This is a genomic window from Rubrivivax soli, from assembly GCF_049810355.1.
Classification (GTDB): domain Bacteria; phylum Pseudomonadota; class Gammaproteobacteria; order Burkholderiales; family Burkholderiaceae_C; genus Rubrivivax.
This window is the reverse complement of the sequence record NZ_CP187368.1, coordinates 4,111,028-4,132,892: the sequence shown is the minus strand read 5'-3', so window position 1 is coordinate 4,132,892 and position 21,865 is coordinate 4,111,028. Positions and strand designations below refer to the sequence as shown.

Annotated in this window: 19 protein-coding genes; 13 read left to right on the top strand and 6 right to left on the bottom strand. The window is 70.5% G+C overall.

What is annotated here, in order from left to right:
* Position 1 precedes the first annotated feature (1 nt).
* Positions 2-535: a ZrgA family zinc uptake protein gene (locus ACPOLB_RS18870; RefSeq protein WP_425257565.1), complete on the bottom strand. Its 534-nt coding sequence runs from the start codon at positions 533-535 to the stop codon at positions 2-4.
* 103 nt (positions 536-638) lie between these two features.
* On the opposite strand from ACPOLB_RS18870, the gene ACPOLB_RS18865 reads away from it, so the two are divergent.
* Positions 639-1,547: a 5'-nucleotidase gene (locus ACPOLB_RS18865; protein WP_425257564.1), complete on the top strand. Its 909-nt coding sequence runs from the start codon at positions 639-641 to the stop codon at positions 1,545-1,547.
* Between the two features lie 26 nt (positions 1,548-1,573).
* Complete coding sequence (locus ACPOLB_RS18860; RefSeq protein WP_425257563.1) at positions 1,574-2,422, top strand: alpha/beta fold hydrolase; 849 nt, start codon at positions 1,574-1,576, stop codon at positions 2,420-2,422.
* Between the two features lie 25 nt (positions 2,423-2,447).
* Here ACPOLB_RS18860 and ACPOLB_RS18855 read toward each other — a convergent pair whose 3' ends face one another.
* The gene (locus tag ACPOLB_RS18855; RefSeq protein WP_425257562.1) at positions 2,448-5,198 is read right to left on the bottom strand and encodes a M16 family metallopeptidase; all 2,751 of its coding nucleotides are present in this window, start codon (positions 5,196-5,198) and stop codon (positions 2,448-2,450) included.
* A 209-nt stretch (positions 5,199-5,407) separates the two neighbouring features.
* Here ACPOLB_RS18855 and ACPOLB_RS18850 point away from each other — a divergent pair, with 209 nt between their 5' ends.
* Genes ACPOLB_RS18850 through ACPOLB_RS18840 form a run of 3 tightly spaced genes read left to right on the top strand, consistent with a single transcriptional unit; the run spans position 5,408 to position 9,088 of the window.
* Positions 5,408-6,100 (top strand): PEP-CTERM sorting domain-containing protein, encoded by a 693-nt coding sequence (locus tag ACPOLB_RS18850; RefSeq protein ID WP_425257560.1) that lies wholly within the window; start codon positions 5,408-5,410, stop codon positions 6,098-6,100.
* Positions 6,101-6,149: 49 nt separating this feature from the next.
* Complete coding sequence (locus ACPOLB_RS18845; protein ID WP_425257558.1) at positions 6,150-8,393, top strand: ExeM/NucH family extracellular endonuclease; 2,244 nt, start codon at positions 6,150-6,152, stop codon at positions 8,391-8,393.
* Positions 8,394-8,425: 32 nt separating this feature from the next.
* Positions 8,426-9,088, top strand: a complete 663-nt coding sequence (locus tag ACPOLB_RS18840; RefSeq protein WP_425257557.1) for a PEPxxWA-CTERM sorting domain-containing protein — start codon at positions 8,426-8,428, stop codon at positions 9,086-9,088.
* A gap of 4 nt (positions 9,089-9,092) precedes the next feature.
* On the opposite strand, the gene ACPOLB_RS18835 is transcribed toward ACPOLB_RS18840, so the two are convergent.
* Positions 9,093-9,821 (bottom strand): Crp/Fnr family transcriptional regulator, encoded by a 729-nt coding sequence (locus ACPOLB_RS18835; RefSeq protein ID WP_425257556.1) that lies wholly within the window; start codon positions 9,819-9,821, stop codon positions 9,093-9,095.
* A gap of 111 nt (positions 9,822-9,932) precedes the next feature.
* Between ACPOLB_RS18835 and ACPOLB_RS18830 the strand changes: the two genes are divergently transcribed.
* The 8 genes from ACPOLB_RS18830 to ACPOLB_RS18795 all read left to right on the top strand — a co-directional run bounded on the left by ACPOLB_RS18830 (position 9,933) and on the right by ACPOLB_RS18795 (position 18,489).
* Entirely contained in the window at positions 9,933-11,879 is a 1,947-nt protein-coding gene (locus ACPOLB_RS18830) for an AMP-binding protein (RefSeq protein WP_425257555.1), read from the top strand.
* Between the two features lie 2 nt (positions 11,880-11,881).
* The gene (locus ACPOLB_RS18825) at positions 11,882-12,667 is read left to right on the top strand and encodes an ABC transporter ATP-binding protein (RefSeq protein ID WP_425257554.1); all 786 of its coding nucleotides are present in this window, start codon (positions 11,882-11,884) and stop codon (positions 12,665-12,667) included.
* Positions 12,667-13,596 carry a branched-chain amino acid ABC transporter permease gene (locus ACPOLB_RS18820; RefSeq protein WP_425257553.1) on the top strand — a complete coding sequence of 310 codons (930 nt, stop codon included), beginning with the start codon at positions 12,667-12,669 and terminating at the stop codon, positions 13,594-13,596. The genes ACPOLB_RS18825 and ACPOLB_RS18820 overlap by 1 nt, the downstream gene beginning before the upstream one ends.
* Positions 13,597-13,599: 3 nt before the next feature.
* The gene (locus ACPOLB_RS18815; RefSeq protein WP_425257552.1) at positions 13,600-14,676 is read left to right on the top strand and encodes a branched-chain amino acid ABC transporter permease; all 1,077 of its coding nucleotides are present in this window, start codon (positions 13,600-13,602) and stop codon (positions 14,674-14,676) included.
* Between the two features lie 35 nt (positions 14,677-14,711).
* Entirely contained in the window at positions 14,712-16,031 is a 1,320-nt protein-coding gene (locus ACPOLB_RS18810) for an ABC transporter substrate-binding protein (RefSeq protein ID WP_425261947.1), read from the top strand.
* Between the two features lie 103 nt (positions 16,032-16,134).
* The gene (locus ACPOLB_RS18805; RefSeq protein ID WP_425257551.1) at positions 16,135-16,941 is read left to right on the top strand and encodes an ABC transporter ATP-binding protein; all 807 of its coding nucleotides are present in this window, start codon (positions 16,135-16,137) and stop codon (positions 16,939-16,941) included.
* Positions 16,938-17,237: a hypothetical protein gene (locus tag ACPOLB_RS18800; protein ID WP_425257550.1), complete on the top strand. Its 300-nt coding sequence runs from the start codon at positions 16,938-16,940 to the stop codon at positions 17,235-17,237. The genes ACPOLB_RS18805 and ACPOLB_RS18800 overlap by 4 nt, the downstream gene beginning before the upstream one ends.
* Entirely contained in the window at positions 17,230-18,489 is a 1,260-nt protein-coding gene (locus ACPOLB_RS18795) for a phenylacetate--CoA ligase family protein (protein ID WP_425257549.1), read from the top strand. Before ACPOLB_RS18800 ends, ACPOLB_RS18795 begins: the two co-directional genes overlap by 8 nt.
* Positions 18,490-18,533: 44 nt before the next feature.
* On the opposite strand, the gene ACPOLB_RS18790 is transcribed toward ACPOLB_RS18795, so the two are convergent.
* The 3 genes from ACPOLB_RS18790 to ACPOLB_RS18780 all read right to left on the bottom strand — a co-directional run bounded on the left by ACPOLB_RS18790 (position 18,534) and on the right by ACPOLB_RS18780 (position 21,813).
* Positions 18,534-19,505 carry a tripartite tricarboxylate transporter substrate binding protein gene (locus ACPOLB_RS18790; RefSeq protein ID WP_425257548.1) on the bottom strand — a complete coding sequence of 324 codons (972 nt, stop codon included), beginning with the start codon at positions 19,503-19,505 and terminating at the stop codon, positions 18,534-18,536.
* 74 nt (positions 19,506-19,579) lie between these two features.
* On the bottom strand, positions 19,580-20,557 hold the full coding sequence (locus ACPOLB_RS18785) for a tripartite tricarboxylate transporter substrate binding protein (protein ID WP_425257547.1): 978 nt from the start codon (positions 20,555-20,557) through the stop codon (positions 19,580-19,582).
* 14 nt (positions 20,558-20,571) lie between these two features.
* On the bottom strand, positions 20,572-21,813 hold the full coding sequence (locus ACPOLB_RS18780; protein WP_425257546.1) for a pyridoxal-phosphate-dependent aminotransferase family protein: 1,242 nt from the start codon (positions 21,811-21,813) through the stop codon (positions 20,572-20,574).
* Positions 21,814-21,865: the final 52 nt, after the last annotated feature.

Genomic DNA, 21,865 nt, shown 5'->3' with positions numbered 1-21,865 from the left:
TTCAACGCGCCAGCGGCAGGCGGGTCGTGGGCCGCTTCAGCGTCGCCTTCATCTGGCCGCGCCGCGTCGCCGCCTGCACGTCCACGCGCTTGAGGCGGGAGAAGGCCTCGAACAGGCCGACCTCGACGAAGCCCGCCCGCGCCGTGTCCTTGCAGCTGAACTCGACGCTCGCTTCCAGGTCGGCGTGGCCGTCCTGTTCCGGCGCAGCCGGGGCGCCCAGGCCCAGCACCGGAGCCACCAGCGCCACGCGTCCGGGCACGCAGCCGGCCGCGCTGTCGACGCGGAACAGCGCCGCGGCGTCGCGCAGCCGGGCCAGCGCGGCCTCGACCGCGGCGCGCTCGGCATCGGTGCGCGGGGCGCGCTCGAAGCCGACCAGGCCGTCCAGCGGCAGATCGAGCAGGAAGCTGATGCGCGCCGGCTCCACCGCCACGTCGAGCCGGGCCACGCCGTGCTCGTGCGCCTTGCCCGACCAGGCGGGGCCTGCCAGCGGCACCAGCAGCAAGGCGATCAGGGCGGGCAGCATCGAACGGGGCATCGGTGGTCTCCAGTCAGCGGCAGGTGCGAGGTGCGCGCAGCGCCGGCGGATTGTGCCGCGCCCCCGCAGCATCCCCACGCGGCCGCTCGTTATCATGGATCGCATGCCCACCTCGCTGGACGGCCGACTGGTCGTGGCCATCTCCTCGCGGGCGCTGTTCGACTTCGAGGAAGAGAACCGCGTCTTCGAGGCGGCCGACGACCGCGCGTACATGCAGCTGCAGCTGCAGCGGCTGGAGCAGCCGGCGCGTCCCGGCGTGGCCTTCTCGCTGGTGAACAAGCTGCTGGCCTTCAACGCCGCCGGTGACGCCGCGCACGTGGAGGTGGTGATCCTCTCGCGCAACGACCCGGTCTCGGGCATGCGCGTGTTCCGCTCGGCGCAGCACTACGGGCTGCCGGTGGAGCGCGGCGTGTTCACGCGCGGCGAGCCGCCCTGGCGCTACCTGCGGCCGCTGGCGGCCAACCTGTTCCTCAGCACCAACGAAGCCGACGTGCGGCAGGCGCTGGAGGCCGGCGTGCCTGCCGCACGCGTGTTCCCGCACAGCCGCCACGCCGGCAGCGCGCACCCGCACGAGGTGCGCATCGCCTTCGACGGCGACGCGGTGCTGTTTTCCGACGAGGCCGAACGCGTCTTCCAGCGCGACGGGCTGCATGCCTTCCAGCACCACGAGCGCGAGCACGTGGCCACGCCGCTGGCGCCGGGCCCGTTCAAGCCGCTGCTGCAGGCGCTGCACCGGCTGCAGCGCACGCCGGGCCAGGGCATGCGCGTGCGCACTGCGCTCGTCACCGCGCGCAGCGCACCGGCGCACGAGCGCGCGATCCGCACGCTGATGGACTGGCAGATCGAGGTCGACGAGGCGATGTTCCTCGGCGGCCTGTCCAAGGGCGAATTCCTGCGCGAGTTCGAACCCGACTTCTTCTTCGACGACCAGACCCGCCACGTCGAGAGCGCCGCCGGCCACGTGCCGTCGGGCCATGTCGCGGCCGGCGTCAGCAACGAAGCCGCGCGCTGACGCCGCCGGCAGGGAAGGCCCGCACCATGCGCATCGAGATCGCACCCGGCGTGCGCCTGTTCGTCGACGTCGAAGGCCCGTCGCTGGTGCCCGATGGCCCCGCGCTGCGCGAGAAGCCGACGCTGCTGCTGCTGCACGGCGGCCCGGGCTACGACCACTCGGGCTTCAAGCCGGCGTTCTCGGCGCTGGCCGACGTGGCGCAGATCGTCTACGTCGACCACCGCGGCCACGGCCGCAGCGACCGCCGCCCGGCCGCCGAATGGACGCTGGACACCTTCGCCGACGACGTGGTGCGGCTGTGCGACGCGCTGGGCATCGTCAAGCCCATCGTGCTCGGCCAGAGCTTCGGCGGCTTCGTCGCGCAGCGCTACATCGCGCGCCACCCGGCGCACCCGGCCAAGGTGGTGCTGTCGAGCACCAGCCCGCACATGGCGCTGCCGCGCAAGCTGGCGATGTTCGAGCGGCTCGGCGGCGCCGAGGCCCGGCGCGTGGCCGAGGCCTTCTGGACCCGGCCCTGCGCCGCGACCTGGGGCCCGTACAACGCGGTCTGCAAGCAGCACTACAACACGCAGCCGCAGCCGGCCGAGGCCGGGCAGCGCACGATCTACAACGAGGACATCCTGTTCACCTCGGCCGGCGGCGAGCAGCAGACGATGGACCTGCTGCCGGGGCTGGCGCACGCGCAGTGCCCGGTGCTGGTGCTGGCCGGCGACGCCGACCCGGTGTGCCCGCTGGAAGACGCGCTGGACATCGCCGGCGCACTGCCGCCGCAGTGGATGCGGTTCCACCGCTTCGCGAACGTCGGCCACGGTGCGTGGCGTGACGACCCCGTGGCGGCGTTCGCGGTGCTGCGCGCGTTCATCACGGCGCCCTGACGCCGCGGCAGTGCGGCGCCGGGCCTCAGGGCGCCGGGAAGTCGCCGCCCCAGGCGATGGACCAGCGCGCGGCGTCGATGTGGCGGCGGAAGGCCGCACTCACCTGCTCGGCGGTCAGCGCCGCCAGCGCGTCGTCGAGCTTCTGCGCGAAGGCGAACGTGCGCCCCAGGTCCAGGTGCTGCACCAGCTGCCCGGCCACCGCGTCGTCCTGCGCGCGCGACAGCCGCAGCAGGTTCAGCAGGCCGGCGCGCGCCGCGTCCAGCTCGGCAGCGCCGAAGCCCTCGCGCAGCGCGCGTGCCAGTTCCTCGTTCAGCGCCGTCTCGACGCGGGCGCGGTTCTGCGGCGCGAAGATGGCCGTGACGATCCAGCGCGAGGCCGGCTCGACCCGGTTCCAGTCGACGACCGAGCGCACGTCGTAGCTGAGGCCGTCCTTCTCGCGGATGCGGGTCCACAGCCGCGACGACTCCGACAGGCCGAACAGGTAGTTGGCCATCAGCAGCGCCGGGTAGTCGGCGTGGCTGTCGTTGAGCGCCAGGGCCAGCTCGGCGCGCAGGTTGGCGTTCTGCTTGTCGGGCGTGCGCAGCACGAAGCGCTGCGGCGGCACCGCCACCAGCGGCTGCGGCGCCCGCACGTAGGGCAGCGCGCCGGCCGCGGGCTGGCGCCAGCTGCCGAAGGCATGGTCCAGCGCCTGCTGCACGGCGGCCGGGTCCATGTCGCCGACGGCGGCGAACTCGCCGTGCGCGGCGCTGTAGAAGCGGCGGTGGAAGGCCTGCAGCTGGGCCGGCAGCACGGCGTTCACGTCCTGCACCATGTCGTCGAAGGTGGGCGCGTGGCGCAGGTCGCCGCGCGGGTAGGGGTTGCCGTGGCGCTGCAGCTGGTTGGCGATCAGCGCGTCGGGCTCGGTGCGCTGGCGCTCGATGGCGGCCAGCCACTGCCGGCGCAGTTCCTCCAGCGCGTCGGCCGGGAAGGCCGGGGCCTGCAGCAGCGCACCCACGCGTTCGATCACCCGGGGCAGGTGCTCGCGCGTGGTGCTGATGCTCACCGTGACGCCCTGCGCGTCGGCGCCGAAGCCCACCTGCGCACGCCAGCCGTCGAAGCCGTCGCTGATCTGCTGCCGCGTCAGGCCGGCGCCGCCCTTGTCGACCAGGCTGCCGGCCAGCACGCTCACGGTGGCCAGCCCGCGCAGGCTGTCGACGTCGCCGTAGCGCAGCCGCAGCCGCGCCTGCACGGCGCCGCCGCGCGTGCCCTTGGGCAGCAGTGCCACCTGCAGGCCGCTGGCCAGGCGGCTGCGGCGCGTGCGCGCGTCCAGGTTGGCGGGCGTGGCCTCGAAGGCCTCGGCCTGCGCCGCGGCAGCGTTGCCGCGATAGTCCTTGACGAGTGCCGCGACGTCCGCGCGCACCGGCGCCGGCGCGCGCTGCGGCGTGGCCGTGGGCAGGTACAGGCCGACGGTGCGGTTGTCCGGCCGCAGGTAGGCGTCGGCCACGCGCTGCAGGTCGGCCTGCGTCAGCGCCTGCACCTGGTCGCGCTGCAGGAAGTACAGCCGCCAGTCACCGCGCGCGATGGCCTCGCTGAGCTGCACGCCCACCGTCTCGGGGTCGGTGAAGCCCTGCTCCCAGTCGTTGAGCCACTGCGTCTTCGCGCGCCGCAGTTCCTCGGCGGTGACGGGCTCGGCGGCCAGCGCATCCAGCGTCGCCAGCAGCGCGGTGCGGGCCTGCTCGACGTCCTGCCCGGGCGCCAGCGAGGCACCCAGGAACACCGGCCCGGGCTCGGCCAGGCCGAAGCCGAAGCCGAAGGTCTGCGCCGCCAGCCGGCCCTCGACCAGGCGCTTGTGCAGCCGACCCGCGGGCGCGTTGCCGAGGATGGACACCAGCAGTTCGGCAGCGGCGTAGTCGGCGCTGGCCGCGGCCGGCACGTGGTAGGCCACGTACAGCTGCGGCGCGCCGCCGGCCCGGCGCACGGTGACGCTGCGCTCGCCGTCCTGCGGCGGGTCCAGCGTGGTGGTGGGCACCAGCACGCGCTGCGGCCTGGGCAGCGGGCCGAAGGCCTGCACCGCCCAGGCCAGCGTCTTGGCAGGGTCGAAGCGGCCGCTGACGATGAGCGTGGCGTTGTCGGGCTGGTAGTACTCGCGGTAGAAGGCCTGCAGGCGCGGGATGTCGACGTTCTCGACATCGCTGCGCGCGCCGATGGTGCTCTTGCCGTAGTTGTGCCACGTGTACATCGCAGCCATGGTCTGCTGCAGCAGCACGCGGCCGGGGCTGTTCTCGCCGCGCTCCATCTCGTTGCGCACGACGGTCATCTCGGTGTCGAGGTCGCTCCTGGCGATGAAGCTGTTGACCATGCCGTCGGCCAGCCAGCCCAGGTACCAGCGCAGGTTGTCGTCGCTGGCCGAGAAGCTGGCGAAGTAGTTGGTGCGGTCGTACCAGGTCGTGCCGTTGGCACGCAGGCCGCGCTTGCTGAACTCGCCCAGCAGGTTGCGGTGCGTGGGCGTGCCCTTGAACAGCAGGTGCTCCAGCAGGTGGGCCATGCCGGTCTCGCCGTAGTTCTCGTGGCGCGAGCCGACGCGGTAGGTCAGGTTCACGGTGGTCGTGGGCTTGGCGGCGTCGGGCACCAGCAGAAGCTGCAGACCGTTGGCGAGCCGGTACTCGGTGATGCCTTCGACGCTGGTGACCTCGGTCAGGCCCTCCGGCATCGGGGGGCGGGGCTGGGCCGTGGCGGGCGCGGCGGCCAGCAGCCAGCCCAGGGCCAGGCCGGCGGCGAGAGTGCGGATTGCGTGCATCGGCGTGGTGTCGGAGTCGTTGCGGGAAGCGTGGCGGAACAGTGTAGGGGGCGACCCTCCCCCGCGTCTCGGGGGGTGGCATTGCCGGGCGCCGGACACCGTCACGCACGATTCATGCTTCCAGCCTACCCTGCGCGGGCCGTGGCCTCGTGCCGCCGGGCAACACCATCTGCCCCGTTAGAAGCACTCACACCTTCAGGAGAGAACCCGTGTCGAAACCCTTGTTTGCCTCGGCCGCGCTGCTGGCACTGGCACTGCCGGCCCATGCCGTGACGCTGGCCCAGTGGAACTTCAACGACAACAACCTCGTCGTCGACCTCGGCACGGGCACCGCCGCGCTGGTGGGCGGCACCACCACTTCGGGCTTCAATTCCGGTGCCGGCTCCTCCGATCCGGTCCAACCCGGCACTGGCTGGTCGATCAGCACCTTCGCCGCACAGGGCACGGCCGACGCCACGCGCGGCGCGTCGTTCACCGTCAGCACGGCCGGCTACGAGAACATCGGCTTCTCGTACGACATGCGCCACAGCAACACCGCGCCCGGCAGCGAACTGGTGCAGGTCTCGGTGGACGGCCTGAACTTCCTGTCGCTCGGCACCTTCACCACCGTGAACCCGTCGGGCTCGACGCCGTTCTTCGCGCGCTCCGTCGACCTGTCCGGCATTCCCGGCGCCGACGACGCCGACACGCTGACCTTCCGCGTCGTCGCCACCTTCGGGCCCGGCGGCAGCTACGAAAGCTCGGCCATCGGCAGCAACTACGGCACCTCGGGCACCTGGCGCTTCGACATGGTGACGATCAGCGGCGACGTCATCAGCGCCGTGCCCGAACCCAGCAGCTACGCGATGCTGCTCGCCGGACTGGCCGCCGTCGGCTTCATGGCCCGCCGCCGCCGCGGCTGATCGGCAACGCCCCGCCTGCGCTGCAGACACGAAAGCCACCAAGAACACCATGCAACGATCCTTTCCCCTCCGCAGCGCGGCGCTGGCGCTGGCCCTCGCGGGCCTGCAGACGCTGGCCCTGGCCGCCGACACGCCCATCTACACGCTGCAGGGCAGCGGCACGGCCAGCAGCTTCGTCAACCAGGCCGTCACCACGGTCGGCGTGGTGACCAAGCTCAACAGCAACGGCTTCTTCCTGCAGGACCTCACCGGCGACGGCAACCCGGCCACCTCCGACGGCCTGTTCGTCTTCAGCACCTCGTTCGCACCGGCGGTGGGCAGCCTGGTGCGCGTGGCCGGCACGCTGGTGGAGTTCAACACCGGCGCCGCCAGCAACGCCAGCACGGCCAGCCAGCCGCTGACCGAGATCACCAGCGTCGCCGCCGTCACGGTGCTGGGCACGGGCTACGGCGTCACGCCCACGCTGGTGGCGCTGCCGCTGGCCGAGGGCGACAGCTTCGAGCGCTTCGAGGGCATGCTCGTCACGCTGAGCGGCCCGCTGACGGTGCAGCAGAACTTCTTCCAGGCGCGTTACGGCCAGCTCACGCTGGGCGTGGGCCGCCAGGAGAACCCGACCAACAGGTTCCGCCCCGGCCCGCAGGCGCAGGCGCTGGCGGCCGAACACGCGCGCAGCCGCATCCTGCTCGACGACGGCAGCACGGCACAGAACCGCAACCCCACGCCCTACCTGGGCGCCGACGGCCTGCCGCGCGGCGGCGACAGCGTGGGCAGCGTGACCGGCGTCGTCGACTTCGGTCTCGCCACCGCCAGCAATGCCGGCCTCGGCCTGTACCGCGTGCACCCCACGGTCGCACCGCTGTTCAGCAGCACCAACGCACGCCCCGCCACGCCGCCCGTCCCTGGCGGCAACATGAAGCTGGCGGCGATGAACGTGCTGAACTACTTCACCACCTTCACCAACGGCACCACCGCCGATGGCCTGAGCGGCCAGGGCTGCGCGCAAGGCGGCAGCACCAGCGCCGGCAACTGCCGCGGCGCCAGCAACATCACCGAGTTCAACCGCCAGCGCGCCAAGATCGTGGCGGCGCTGACGGCCATCGACGCCGACGCCGTGGGCCTGATGGAGATCCAGAACAACGGCGCCGTGGCGGCGCAGAACCTGGTCGACGGCCTGAACGCCGTGCTCGGCGCCGGCACCTACGCCGTCGTGCCCGACCCGGCCGCCGGCACCGGCACCGACGCCATCAAGGTGGCGATGATCTACAAGCCCGCGCGCCTGTCGCGCGTGGGCGCCGCGGTCAGCGACACCGCCCCTGTGAACAGCCGCCCGACGCTGGCGCAGACCTTCGCCGCCGCCAACGGCGAGCGTGTCACGCTGGTGGTGAACCACCTGAAGAGCAAGGGCAGCTGTCCCGCGGCCGGCGACCCCGATGCGCCGGGCAACATCGACAGCGGCGACGGCCAGGGCTGCTGGAACGCGCTGCGGCTGCAGCAGGCGCAGCAGCTGCGCACCTTCGTGGCGCAGCTGCAGTCCAGCAGCGGCAGCAACGACGTGCTGCTGGTCGGCGACATGAACGCCTACGGCCAGGAGGACCCGATCTTCGAGCTCACCGGCAACGGCTACGTCGACCAGCTCGCGCGCTACAACCCGGTGGCCTACACCTACGTGTTCGACGGCACCGTGGGCCGGCTCGACCACGCCATCACCACCGCGACGCTGTCGCCCAAGGTGGTGGGCGCGGCCAGCTGGCACGTGAACGCCGACGAGCAGGTGGCCAACGACTACAACCTCGAGTTCAAGCAGCCGGCCTGCAGCGGCTGCGCGCCCGACCCCTATGCGGCCACGCCGTACCGGTCGTCGGACCACGACCCGGTGCTGGTGGGCCTGAACATCTACAAGACGTTCACCGGCACGGCGGCGCGCGACGTCATCGCCGGCACGCCCGGCGACGACATCGTCGTCGGCGGCGCGGGCGCCGACATCCTCAGCGGCAACGGCGGCACCAACCTGTTCGCCTACACCTCGATGCGCGATGCCGGCGACACGGTGCTCGACTTCGTGCCCGGCCGCGATCTGGTCGACCTGCGCACGCTGCTGGCGGCACTCGGCTACGCCGGCACCGACGCCGTGGCCGAAGGCTGGGTGCGCTTCATGCCCGCGCTGGGCGGCCACACCAACGTGCAGATCGACAGCAACGGCCCGGCCGGCGGTGCCACGTTCCGCACCCTGCTGACGCTGCGCAACCTGAGCCCGGCCAGCCTGGTCGGCCCCCGCGACCTGCTGGTGCGCTGAGCGCCGCCTTGCTTCCCCTGCGAAAGAACGCCATGCACCTGTCCTCCTTCCGCCGCGCCGCCGCCCCGTTGACCGCCGCACTGGCCACCACGCTGTGCCTGGCCAGCGGCGGCGCGTTCGCACAGACCACCGGCAGCCTGGCCGGCTGGGACGTCGTCGGCGACGTCGTCGCGCAGTCGGGCGCCATCACGCTGACCACCGCCTACCTCGACGGTGCCGGAGACCAGGCCGGCAATCTCTCGGGCAGCAGCGCCGCCGACTTCTTCATGCTCACGGCCGCCGCCGGCCTGCCCTTCACGGCGCTGGACCTGGGCGGCGAGGAAGCCACCGAGGGCTCGCTGGCGCAGGCCAGCTTCGAGCTGCTGGCGGGGCAGACGCTCAGCTTCCGCTGGCAGTTCGGCGGCGTCGAGACCGACTTCCTGGACCACGCCTTCGTGGTCGTGAACGACACGCTGTTCACGCTGGCCACCACGGCCGCGCCGGGCGGCGCCGACAACCTGTTCAGCTTCACCAGCAGCAGCGGCGGCACGGTGGCGCTGTCGCTGGGCGTGGTCGACACCGGCGACTTCAACGGTGTCTCCACGCTCGGGATCAGCGCGCTGCAGGTCAGCGCCGTGCCCGAGCCCGCCACCGTGGCGATGCTGCTCGCCGGCCTGGGGCTGGTGGGCGCCGCGGCACGCCGCCGCACCCGCTGAGCGGCTACGGCGCCCGGTAGCGGCGCAGCGCGTCGAGGTCGAGCACGCGCACTCCGCCGTACTCGATGCGGATCACCTGCGCCGCCTGGAGCACGCGCAGCGCCTCGTTCACGCGCTGGCGCGACAGCCCCACCAGGTAGCCCAGCTCCTGCTGCGTGATGCGCAGCAGCTCGCCCACGCCCGGGTACAGCAGCGGGTGGAACAGCGCCGCCAGGCTGCGCGCCACACGCTCGTCGGGGCGCGTCATGCGGTCGATCTCGCGCGCGGCGATGAACTGCCCCAGGCGTTCGTTCAGCTGCGTCGTGATGAAGCGGTTGAAGCCGATGCTGTGGTCCAGCAGCCAGTGGAAGCTGTCGACCGAGATGCCGGCGACCACGCTCCTGCGCAGCGCCTGGATGTTGTAGCGGTAGCTCTCGCGCTTGAGCACCGTGCCTTCGCCGAACCAGCCGCCGGGCGGCACGCCGGTGAAGGTCATCGGCATGCCCATCGCGCTGTCGTTGCTCATCTTCAGCAGCCCGTCGATGAGCCCGAACCAGTACGTCACCGGTCGGCCGACCCGGCACACCAGTTCGCCCGGCTCGAAGCTCACCACCCGCAGGTCGGCCACGATGCGCTCGCGCTCGCCGGCGTCGAGGCGGTCGAGCCAGACGATGCTCTGCAGGTCCTCGCGCGTGGCCGCACGCGTGCGCGCGGCCAGGGCGCTGCCGGGTGCCTGGGGGGCGTGGAAGGCCATGGTTTGCGGGAAACACCCGGTGGTATCGACCCTAGGATTGTCGTCAGAACGACAACACGGCGTCAAACATCGCCACAGAATGACCGAAAGGCAAGCACCAGGAGACAAAGCGTGCAGACGACCTTCCCCCGCCTGCTGCTGCAGCATGCACAGGCCCGCCCGCAGGCACCCGCGCTGCGCGAGAAGGTGTATGGCATCTGGCAGACGCTGTGCTGGGGCGACCTGGCGCAGCTGGTGCGCCATCTCGCCTGCGGCCTGGCCGAAGCCGGCCTGCGCCGCGGCGACCACCTGGTCGTGGTCGGCGAGAACCGCCCGCGCCTGTACGCCGCGATGCTGGCCGCGCAGAGCCTGGGCGCCGTGCCGGTGCCGCTGTACCAGGACGCCGCGAGCACCGAGTACGTGTTCCCGATCAACAACGCCGAGGTCGCGTTCGCGATCGTCGAGGACCAGGAGCAGGTCGACAAGCTGCTGGAGCTGCGCACGCCCTGCCCGCAGATCGCGCGCATCTGGTACGACGACCCCCGTGGCCTGCGCCACTACGACGAACCGGGCCTGGCCGCGCTGGACGCGCTGATCGCCGCCGGCAGCGCCTGGGACCGCGCGCACCCGGGCTTCTTCGACCAGGAGGTGCAGGCCGGCCGCCCCGAGGACGTGGCGGCGATGTTCTTCACCTCGGGCACCACCGGCAACCCGAAGGGCGTGGTGCACACGCACTTCACGCTGCTCGACCGCGCCAACGCCGGCAAGAGCTTCGACAAGCTGACCGCCGACGAGGAGGTGCTGGCCTACATGCCGCTGGCGTGGATCGGCCAGAACATCTTCAGCTACGCGCAGTGGCTGGCCTGCGGCTACGTGGTGAACTGCCCCGAGAGCGCGGCCACGGTGATGATCGACCTGAAGGAGATCGGCCCCACCTACTACTTCGCGCCGCCGCGGGTGTTCGAGGGCCTGCTGACCAGCGTGACGATCCGCATGGAGGACGCCTCGCGCATCAAGCGCTGGATGTACCAGGCGGCGATGGCGCTGGCCCGCCGCGTCGGCCCGGCCATCATGGACGGGCAACCGGTGGCCACGCTCGACCGCCTGAAGTACGCACTCGGCAACCTGTGCGTCTACGGCCCGCTGCGCAATACGCTGGGCTTCAGCCGCGTGCGCGTGGCCTACACGGCCGGCGAGGCCATCGGCCCCGACCTGTTCACCTTCTACCGCAGCATCGGCATCAACCTGAAGCAGCTGTACGGCAGCACCGAGACCGCGGTGTTCGTGTGCCTGCAGCCCGACCACGAGGCGCGCGCCGACACCGTGGGCGTGCCGATCGAGGGCGTCGAGATCCGCCTGGCCGACAGCGGCGAGGTGCTCGTGAAGAGCCCGGGCCTGCTGAAGGAGTACTACAAGAACCCGGCCGCCACCGCCGAGGTGCTGACGGCCGACGGCTGGTACCACACCGGCGACGCCGGCTTCATCGACAGCGGCGGGCACCTGAAGATCATCGACCGCGCCAAGGACGTGGGCCGCCTGATGGACGGGCCGAACGACGGCGCGATGTTCGCGCCCAAGTACGTCGAGAACAAGCTGAAGTTCTTCCCGCACATCAAGGAGGCGGTGGCCTTCGGCGACAAGCGCGAGAAGGTCTGCGCCTTCATCAACATCGACTTCGAGGCGGTGGGCAACTGGGCCGAGCGCCGCAACCTGCCCTACGCCGGCTACACCGACCTGGCGGCCAAGCCCGAGGTGCTGCAGCTGGTGCGCGAGTGCGTGGAGAAGGTCAACGCCGACCTCGCGCACGACACGCTGCTGGCGGGCAGCCAGATCAGCCGCTTCCTGATCCTGCACAAGGAGCTCGACGCCGACGACGGCGAGCTCACGCGCACGCGCAAGGTGCGCCGCGGCGCCATCGGCGACAAGTACAAGGTGCTGGTGGACGCGCTGTACGGCGGCAGGAACGAGCAGTTCATCGAGACCGCGGTGAAGTTCGAGGACGGCCGCAGCGGCAGCGTCAGCGCGACGCTGAAGATCGTGGACGCCAAGGTGTTCCCCACCCTGCGGAAGGCTGCCTGACCATGGCCCAGCGCAAGATCGGCGAGGTCATCCTCGACGTGCAGAGCATCAGCCTGCGCTTCGGCGGCGTGAAGGCGCTCACCGACATCAGCTTCGACGTGCGCGAGCACGAGGTGCGCGCCATCATCGGCCCGAACGGCGCCGGCAAGAGCAGCATGCTGAACTGCATCAACGGCGTCTACGCACCGCAGGAAGGCAGCATCACCTTCCGCGGGCAGAAGTTCAGCCACATGAACAGCCGCCAGGTGGCCGAGATGGGCGTGGCGCGCACGTTCCAGAACCTGGCGCTGTTCAAGGGCATGAGCGTCATCGACAACATCATGTCGGGCCGCAACCTGCGCATGAAGAGCAACATCTTCCAGCAGGCGATCCGCTGGGGCGCGGCCGAGCGCGAGGAGACCGCGCACCGCGAGGTGGTGGAGAGGATCATCGACTTCCTCGAGATCCAGGCCTACCGCAAGACGCCCGTGGGCCGGCTGCCCTACGGCCTGCAGAAGCGCGTGGACCTGGGCCGCGCGCTCGCCATGGAGCCGCAGGTGCTCTTGCTCGACGAGCCGATGGCGGGCATGAACGTGGAGGAGAAGCAGGACATGAGCCGCTTCATCCTGGACGTCAACGACGAGTACGGCACCACCATCGTGCTGATCGAGCACGACATGGGCGTGGTGATGGACATCTCCGACCGCGTCGTCGTGCTCGACTACGGCAAGAAGATCGGCGACGGCACGCCCGACGAGGTGCGCGCCAACCCGGATGTCATCTCGGCCTACCTGGGGACTTCGCACTGATGGGACCCTTCCTGGAAACCCTGTTCGGCGGCCTGATGTCGGGCATGCTGTATTCGCTGGTCGCCCTGGGCTTCGTGCTCATCTTCAAGGCCAGCGGCGTCTTCAACTTCGCGCAGGGCGCGATGGTGCTGTTCGCGGCGCTGGCGATGGCGCGCTTCTCCGAATGGATCCCGGCGCTGATGGGCTTCGACAACAAGCTGCTCGCCAACCTGCTGGCCTTCGGCGGCGCGATGCTGCTGATGGTGCTGGTGGCCTTCCTGATCGAGCGCCTGGTGCTGGGCAAGCTGGTGAACCAGGAAGGCGTGACGCTGCTGATGGCCACGCTGGGCGTGGCCTACTTCCTCGACGGCTTCGGCCAGACGCTGTTCGGCAGCGACATCTACAAGATCGACATCGGCCTGCCCAAGGACCCGATCTTCCTGCTCGAGAGCACCTTCGAAGGCGGGCTGCTCGTGAACAAGGAGGACCTGTACGCGGCCGGCATCGCCGCGGCGCTGGTGATCGGCTTGTCGGCCTTCTTCCAGTACACCTCCACCGGCCGCGCGCTGCGCGCGGTGGCCGACGACCACCAGGCGGCGCAGAGCATCGGCATCCCGCTGTCGCGCGTGTGGGTCATCGTCTGGAGCGTGGCCGGCTTCGCGGCGCTGGTGGCCGGGGTCATCTGGGGCAGCAAGCTCGGTGTGCAGTTCTCGCTGACGCTGCTGGCGCTGAAGGCGCTGCCGGTGGTGATCCTCGGCGGCCTCACCAGCGTGCCGGGCGCCATCATCGGCGGCCTGATCCTGGGCGTGGGAGAGAAGCTGTCCGAGGTGTTCCTCGGCCCGCACATCGGCGGCGGCATCGAGATCTGGTTCGGCTACGTGCTGGTGCTGTTCGTGTTGCTGGTGCGCCCGCAGGGGCTGTTCGGCGAAAAGATCATCGATCGGGTCTGAACCATGCTCTACCGCGAAAACGGCCAGTTCAAGACCAGCTACCGCAGCGACGCGCAGATCTTCCCGATCGCGCAGGACCGCTGGGCCATCGGGCTGCTGCTGGCGTTCGCCGCCATCGGCGTGCCGCTGCTGGCCGACGAGTACCTGTTCCGGGCCATCCTGATCCCGTTCCTGATCCTGTCGCTGGCCGCGCTGGGGCTGAACATCCTGGTCGGCTACTGCGGGCAGATCAGCCTGGGCACCGGCGCCTTCATGGCGGTGGGCGCCTATGCGGCCTACAACTTCCAGGTGCGCATCGAAGGCATGCCGCTGCTGCTGTCGCTGCTGATGGGCGGCGTCTGCGCCACCGTGGTGGGCGTGCTGTTCGGCATCCCGAGCCTGCGCATCAAGGGGCTGTACCTGGCGGTGGCCACGCTGGCAGCGCAGTTCTTCTGGGACTGGGCCTTCCTGCGCGTCAAGTGGTTCACCAACTACACGGCCTCGGGTTCGGTGTCGGTGTCGAACCTGAACGTGTTCGGCATCGCGATCGAGACGCCGGTGCAGAAGTACCTGCTGTGCCTGGCGATCCTGGCGGTGTTCGCGCTGGCGGCGAAGAATCTGGTGCGCAGCCACATCGGCCGCGAGTGGATGGCCATCCGCGACATGGACGTGGCGGCCGCCGTCATCGGCATCCGGCCCGTGTACGCCAAGCTCACGGCGTTTGCGGTCAGCAGCTTCATCGTCGGCGTGGCCGGCGCGCTGTGGGGCTTCGTGCACCTGGGCTCGTGGGAGCCGGCCGCCTTCAGCATCGACCGCAGCTTCCAGCTGCTGTTCATGATCATCATCGGCGGCCTGGGCTCCATCATGGGCAGCTTCTTCGGCGCCGCCTTCATCGTCACGCTGCCGATCTTCCTGAACCAGGCGCTGCCGGCGCTGGGCGGCCTGGTCGGCGTGACGATCAGCACCGCCGCGGTGGCGCACACCGAGCTGATGATCTTCGGCGCGCTGATCGTCTTCTTCCTCATCGTCGAGCCGCACGGGCTGGCTCGGCTGTGGTCCACGGCCAAGGAGAAGCTGCGGCTTTGGCCTTTCCCGCATTGAGCAGTGCAACAAGCCCCGTCAGGAGACAGACCATGATGAAACTCGCATCGATCACCCTCGCCGCGGCTGCCCTGCTGGGCACGGCAGGCCATGCCCTGGCCCAGGCCAAGGAGCAGTTCTTCCCGGTGCTGGTGTACCGCACCGGCGCCTACGCGCCCAACGGCGTGCCGTTCGCCAACGGCTACGTGGACTACCTCAAGCTGGTCAACGCCAAGGGCGGCATCAACGGCGTCAAGGTCAGCTTCGAGGAGTGCGAGACCGGCTACGCCACCGACCGCGGCGTCGAGTGCTACGAGCGCCTGAAGGGCAAGAACGGCGGCGCCACGGTGTTCCAGCCGCTGTCCACCGGCATCACCTTCGCGCTCACCGAGAAGGCGCCCGGCGACAAGATCCCGTTGATCACCGGCGGCTACGGCCGCAGCGAGAGCACCGACGGCATGGTGTTCAAGTGGAACTTCCCGCTCACCGGCACCTACTGGGACGCGGCCGACATCCTGCTGCAGCACATCGCCAAGAAGGACGGCGGCTGGGACAAGCTCAAGGGCAAGAAGATCGCGCTGGTCTACCACGACAGCCCGTTCGGCAAGGAGCCGATCCCGCTGCTGGTCGAGCGCAGCAAGATGCACGACTTCCAGCTGATGCAGATCCCGGTGACGCACCCGGGCGTGGAGCAGAAGGCGGCCTGGCTGCAGATCCGCCAGCAGCGCCCCGACTACGTGCTGCTGTGGGGCTGGGGCGTGATGAACAGCACCGCGCTGAAGGAAGCGCAGGCCACCGGCTTCCCGCGCGAGAAGATGTACGGCGTGTGGTGGGCCGCGGCCGAACCCGACGTGAAGGACGTGGGCGACGGCGCCAAGGGCTACAACGGCCTGGCGCTGCAGCACGGTGCCGAGCCCGACAGCAAGATCGTCAAGGACGTGCTGGCCACGCTGCACGCGAAGGGCCAGGGCACGGGTCCGAAGGAAGAGGTCGGCCAGGTGCTGTACATGCGCGGCCTGACCGCGGCGATGCTGGCCGTGGAAGGCGTCAAGCGCGCGCAGGAACGCTTCGGCAAGGGCAAGGTCATGACCGGCGAGCAGGCGCGCTGGGGCTACGAGAACCTGGCGCTGGACCAGAAGAAGCTCGACGCGCTGGGATTCGCCGGCGTGATGCGGCCCATCAGCACCAGCTGCGCCGACCACCGCGGCGCGACCTGGGCGCGTGTGCACACCTGGGACGGCAAGAAGTGGAACTTCACCTCCGACTGGTACCAGAGCGACGACGCCATCATCAAGCCGATGATCAAGGCCGCCGCCGACAAGTACGCGGCCGAGAAGAAGATCGACCGGCGCACGCCTGCCGACTGCCAGAGCTGACCCACCCCCGTCGCGCCTGACGGCGCGCCCCCTCGCGGCGGCTGCTTGAAGGGCGGGCGGCAGCTTTGCTGCCTGCCCTTGTCGATGTGCATGGAGCCTTGTCTTGTCCAACATCCTTCTCAACGTCAACGGCATCGAGGTCATCTACAACCACGTGATCCTGGTGCTCAAGGGCGTCTCGCTGCAGGTGCCCGAAGGCGGCGTGGTGGCGCTGCTGGGCGGCAACGGTGCCGGCAAGACGACCACGCTGCGCGCGGTGAGCAACCTGCTGGCCGGCGAGCGCGGCGAGGTCACCAAGGGCAGCATCGAGCTGCGTGGCGAGTCGACGGCCGGGCTCAGCACGTCCGACATGGTGCAGCGCGGCGTGATCCAGGTGATGGAAGGCCGGCACTGCTTTGCGCACCTGAGCATCGAGGACAACCTGATGACGGGCGCCTACACCCGCCGCGACGGCAAGGCCGCGGTGCAGCAGACGCTGGAGAAGGTCTACGCCTACTTTCCCCGCCTGAAGACCCGGCGCACCTCGCAGGCGGCCTACACCTCGGGCGGCGAGCAGCAGATGTGCGCCATCGGCCGCGCGCTGATGGCCAACCCGAAGATGGTGCTGCTCGACGAGCCCAGCATGGGCCTGGCGCCGCAGATCGTGGAAGAGGTGTTCGAGATCGTGAAGGACCTCAACACCAAGGAGAAGACCACCTTCCTGCTGGCCGAGCAGAACACCAACATGGCGCTGCGCTACGCCGACTACGGCTACATCCTGGAGAACGGCCGCATCGTGATGGACGGCGAGGCCAAGGCGCTGCGCGAGAACGAGGACGTCAAGGAGTTCTACCTGGGCATGGGCGGCGGCGACCGCAAGAGCTTCCGCGACGTCAAGAGCTACAAACGCCGGAAGAGGTGGTTGTCGTGACCGACGACGATGGCTTCGCACTGCCGCCCTTCGATGCGGCCGAAGGCCTGCAGAAGCTGCAGCGTGAGCTGCGGGCACTGGGGCTGGCCGAGCGCGGCGGCGTCTTCGAGCGGCGCGGCATGGCGATCGCGAAGGTGGTGCTCGACGGCGGCGTGCTGCAGGCCAGCACCGTCAAGCGGCCGGCGCGCAGCAGCCCGGAATGGACCCACAAGACGCTGCGCAGCAGCGCCGAGCTGCGCGACGCCGTGGCCGACCTGAAGAAGAAGCTGGCCTTGTGGAGCGACCGCGATGACTGACTTTTACGACGCGCTGGAGACACGCGACCCCGGCCAGCGCGAGGAAGCGCTGATGGCTGCGCTGCCGGCGCAGCTGCGCGCGGCGCTGGCGACGCCGGCGTTCGCCGAGCTGCTGGCCGGCGTGGACGCGGGCGCGGTCGCCAGCCGTGGCGCGCTGGCGCAGCTGCCCGTCACGCGCAAGAGCGAACTGCTGGCACGCCAGCAGGCGCAGCGCGCGCACACACCCTTCGGCGGCTTCTCGGCCATCGGCTGGCGGACCGTCGGTGCGCTGCGTCCGGCACGGCGCGTGTTCCAGTCGCCAGGGCCGATCTACGAACCCGAGGGCCCTGCCGTCGACTACTGGCGCTTCGGCCGCGCGCTCTTCGCGGCCGGCCTGCGCGCCGGCGACCTGGTGCACAACAGCTTCAGCTACCACCTCACGCCCGCAGGCTCGATGATGGAAGGCGGCGCGCACGCGATCGGCTGCACCGTGTTCCCGGGTGGCGTCGGCAACACCGAGCTGCAGCTGCAGGCGATGGCCGAGCTGCGCCCCGATGCCTACGCCGGCACGCCCAGCTTCCTGCGCATCGCGCTCGAGAAGGCCGACGAACAGGGGCTCGCGCTGCCATCGTTGCGCAAGGCCTCGGTGGGCGGCGAGGCCTTCCCGCCGGCATTGCGCGACCTGCTGCGCGCGCGCGGCATCGAGGCCTACCAGAGCTACGGCACGGCCGACGTGGGCCTGGTGGCCTACGAGACCGCGGCGCGCGAAGGCCTGGTGCTCGACGAAGGCGTGATCGTCGAGATCGTGCGGCCGGGCACCGGCACGCCGGTGCCCGACGGCGAGGTGGGCGAGGTCGTCGTCACGGTGCTGAACCCCGACTACCCGCTGGTGCGCTTCGGCACCGGCGATCTTTCGGCGCTGCTGCCCGGGCCCTGCCCCACCGGCCGCACCGCGCCGCGCATCCGCGGCTGGATGGGCCGCGCCGACCAGACGGCCAAGGTGCGCGGCATGTTCGTGCACCCGGGCCAGGTGGCCGAGGTGGTGCGGCGCCACGCCGAGATCGGCCGGGCGCGGCTGGTGGTGGAAGGTGAACTGGCCAACGACCGCATGACGCTGCACGTGGAGTGCGCCGCGCAGCCCGAGGGCCTGGGCGCGGCGGTCGCGCAGAGCCTGCGCGACGTGACCAAGCTGCGTGGCGACGTGCTGCTGGTGGCACCCGGCAGCCTGGCCAACGACGGCAAGGTCATCGAGGACCTGCGCCGCATCGGCTGAGTCGGGCGGTCCGGCCGACGGGCGTCAGCCCCCGCCCCACTGCTTCACTCGGCCACCATCTGCGCCTGGCGCACCAGGCGTTCCCAGCGCTTGAGATCGATGCGGATGGCACCGTCCCATTCCATCGGCGACATCGTCACCGGTTGCGCGCCCAGCAGCAGCAGCTGTGCCTTGAACTCGGCGGAGTCCAACAGGCCGTTGATCGTGGTGTTGAGCTTGTTCACCAGCGCCCGCGGCATGCCGGCCGGGCCCACCACGCCGTACCACACCGGCGCGTCGAAACCAGGCATGCCGGCCTCGGCCATCGTCGGTGTGTCGGGCAGCGCGAACGAGCGCTTGGCGGTGGTGACGGCGATGGCCTTGACCTTGCCGCCGCGGATCTGCGTCATCGCCGACGGGATGGTCTCGAAGGCCATGTCGACCTGGCCGGCGATCAGGTCCACCATCATCGGCCCGCCGCCCTTGTAGGGCACGTGCTCCACCTGTGTGGCCGAGCGGAACTTGAACAGCTCGGCCGTGGCGTGCTGGGTCGAGCCGACACCGGCCGAGCCGTAGTTCAGCTTGCCCGGCTGCGCCTTGGCCTGCGTCAGCAGGTCCTTCAGGCTGCCGGCGCTGGACTTGGTGTTCACGACCAGCACCGACGGCACGCTGGCGATCACCGAGATCGGCGAGAAGGCCTGCGTGTAGCTGTACGGCAGCTTCTTGTAGACGTGCTCGGCGATGAAGTGGTGCGACGACGTGATCATCAGCGTGTGGCCGTCGGGCGCTGCCTTGGCCACGTGCGCCGCTCCGATGGTGCCGCCGGCGCCGCCGCGGTTCTCGATCACCACCGGCTGCCCCAGCGCCTGCTGCAGGCGCTGCGCCAGCGGCCGCGCCAGTGCGTCGCTGGAGCCGCCGGCGGGGAAGGTCACCACCAGGGTGATGGGTTTGCTCGGGTAGTCGCCGGTCTGGGCGTCGGCCGCCGCGGCGGCCAGGCCCAGCAGCGCACCGAGCAGCGCGCGTGCACGCAGTTGCATGGTCATGTTTGGAAAGAGAAAGAAGCAGACCAGCCGATTCTGGACCACGCGCGCGCACCGAAGCGCGCACCAGATCACGCGTCAGGCTTGACGTTACCTTCCTTCACCACCTTGCGCCATTGCGCGATCTCGCTCTTGATGAACTCGGTGAAGCGCTCGCGCGAGCCGCCGCCGTCCTCGGCACCGTACTGCGCCAGGCTGGTCTGCACGTCGGGCATCGCCAGCACCTTGTTGACGTCCTCGTTCATGCGCTGCGCCATCGCGGCCGGCAGCTTGCCCGGCCCCACCAGGCCGTACCAGGTGGTGGCCTCGAAGCCGGGGTAGCCCAGCTCGGCCATGGTCGGCACGTCGGGGTAGCTCTGCGCGCGCTTGGCACGCGTCTGCGCGATGGCCATCAGCCGGCCGCCCTTCACGTGCGGCGTGGCGGCGGTCATGGTCTCGAAGGCGTACTGGATCTGGCCGCCGATGAGGTCGGTGATGACGGGCGCGCTGCCCTTGTACGGCACGTGGATGGCGTTGACGCCAGCGCGCTGCTTGAACAGCTCCAGCGCCAAGTGCTGCGCCGAGCCCGAGCCGGCGGAGCCGAAGCCGATCTGCCCCGGCTTGGCCTTGCACAGCGCCACGATGTCGGGCACGGTCCTGGCCGGCTGGCTCGGGTTGCACACCAGCAGGTTGGGCGTCACGCCGACCAGCGTGATGGGCGTGAAGTCGTTGATCGGGTCGTACTTCAGCTTGGGCTGCAGGCTGGGCGCCAGCGCGTGGCTGTTGATGTGCGCCATCAGCAGCGTCGTGCCGTCGGCCGGCTGCGTGGCCGTGTAGTCGGCGGCCAGCACGCCGGCCACGCCGGCCTTGGTCTCGACGATGACCTGGGTGTTCCACATCTGCGTCAGCTTGGCCGCGACGATGCGCGCCAGCGCGTCGGTGCCGCCGCCGGGCGGGAAGCCGACGATGATGCGGATCGGGCCACTGGGCAGGGTCTGCGCCAGCAGGCCGGGCGCGGCCAGCGCCGCGGCCGAGGCGGCGGTGGCTTGCAGCAGGGTGCGTCGTTGCATGGTGGTCGTCTCCTTCAGGCTGCGGCTTGCAGCGGTGCTTGTTGTGGATGCGCGGCGAAGTACTCCATGGCAGCCAGCACGCCGCTGCCCGCGGTGGGCACGCCGGCGAGCTTGAAGCCCATCTCCACGCCCGACAGCGCCGCCATCAGCGTCAGGTCGTTGCAATCGCCCAGGTGGCCGATGCGGAACATGCGTCCCTTCACCTTGCCCAGGCCGGTGCCGAGCGAGAGATCGAAGCGCTGGTGGATCAGCCGGCGCAGCGCGTCGGCGTCCACGCCCACGGGCGTGACGACGCCGGTGAGCACCGGCGAGTACACGGCCGGGTCGGCGCACTGGATCGGCAGGCCCCAGGCGCGCACCGCGCGGCGCACGCCCTCGGCCCAGCGCTGGTGGCGCGCGAACACGGCCGGCAGGCCTTGTTCGAGCAGCATGTCCAGCGCCTCGCTCAGGCCATACAGCAGGTTGGTGTTGGGCGTGTAGGGCCAGTAGCCGGCGGCGTTGAACTCGACGATCTCGTCCCAGGCCCAGAAGCTGCGCGGCAGCTTGGCGGTCTTGCTGGCGGCCAGCGCCTTGGGGCTGAGGGCATTGAAGCTGATGCCCGGCGGCAGCATCAGCCCCTTTTGCGAACCGCTGACCGTGACGTCCACGCCCCAGGCATCGTGCTGGTAGTCGGCGCTGGCCAGGCCCGAGATGGTGTCGACGATCAGCAGCGCCGGGTGGCCCGCGGCGTCGATGGCGCGGCGCACGGCGGCGATGTCGCTGGTGACGCCGGTGGAGGTCTCGTTGTGCACCACGCACACGGCGCGGATCTGGTGCCCGGCATCGGCACGCAGGCGCTGCTCGATCTGCGCCGCGTCGACGCCGCGGCGCCAGCCATTGGGCAGGCCGGTCTCGGCGCAGGTGCCGGGCACGGCCAGGAACTCGGGCTGCAGGCCCAGGCGCAGCGCCATCTTCTGCCACAGCGCGGCGAACTGCCCGGTCTCGAACATCAGCACGGTGTCGCCCGGGCTCATGGTGTTGGCCAGCGCCGCCTCCCAGGCGCCGGTGCCGCTGGCCGGGTAGATGGCCACCGGGTGCCGCGTCTGGAAGATCTGCTGCATGCCGGCAATGACCTTCTTGCCCAGCACCGCGAATTCGGGGCCGCGGTGGTCGATGGTGGGCAGGCTCATCGCACGCAGGATGCGGTCGGGCACCGGACTCGGCCCCGGGATCTGCAGGAAGTGGCGGCCGCTGGGGTGCTGGTCGAGCGGGATCATGGGCGGTGTTCTCCAACAGGGAATGCGGCGAAGTTTTGCATACAAAATGCAT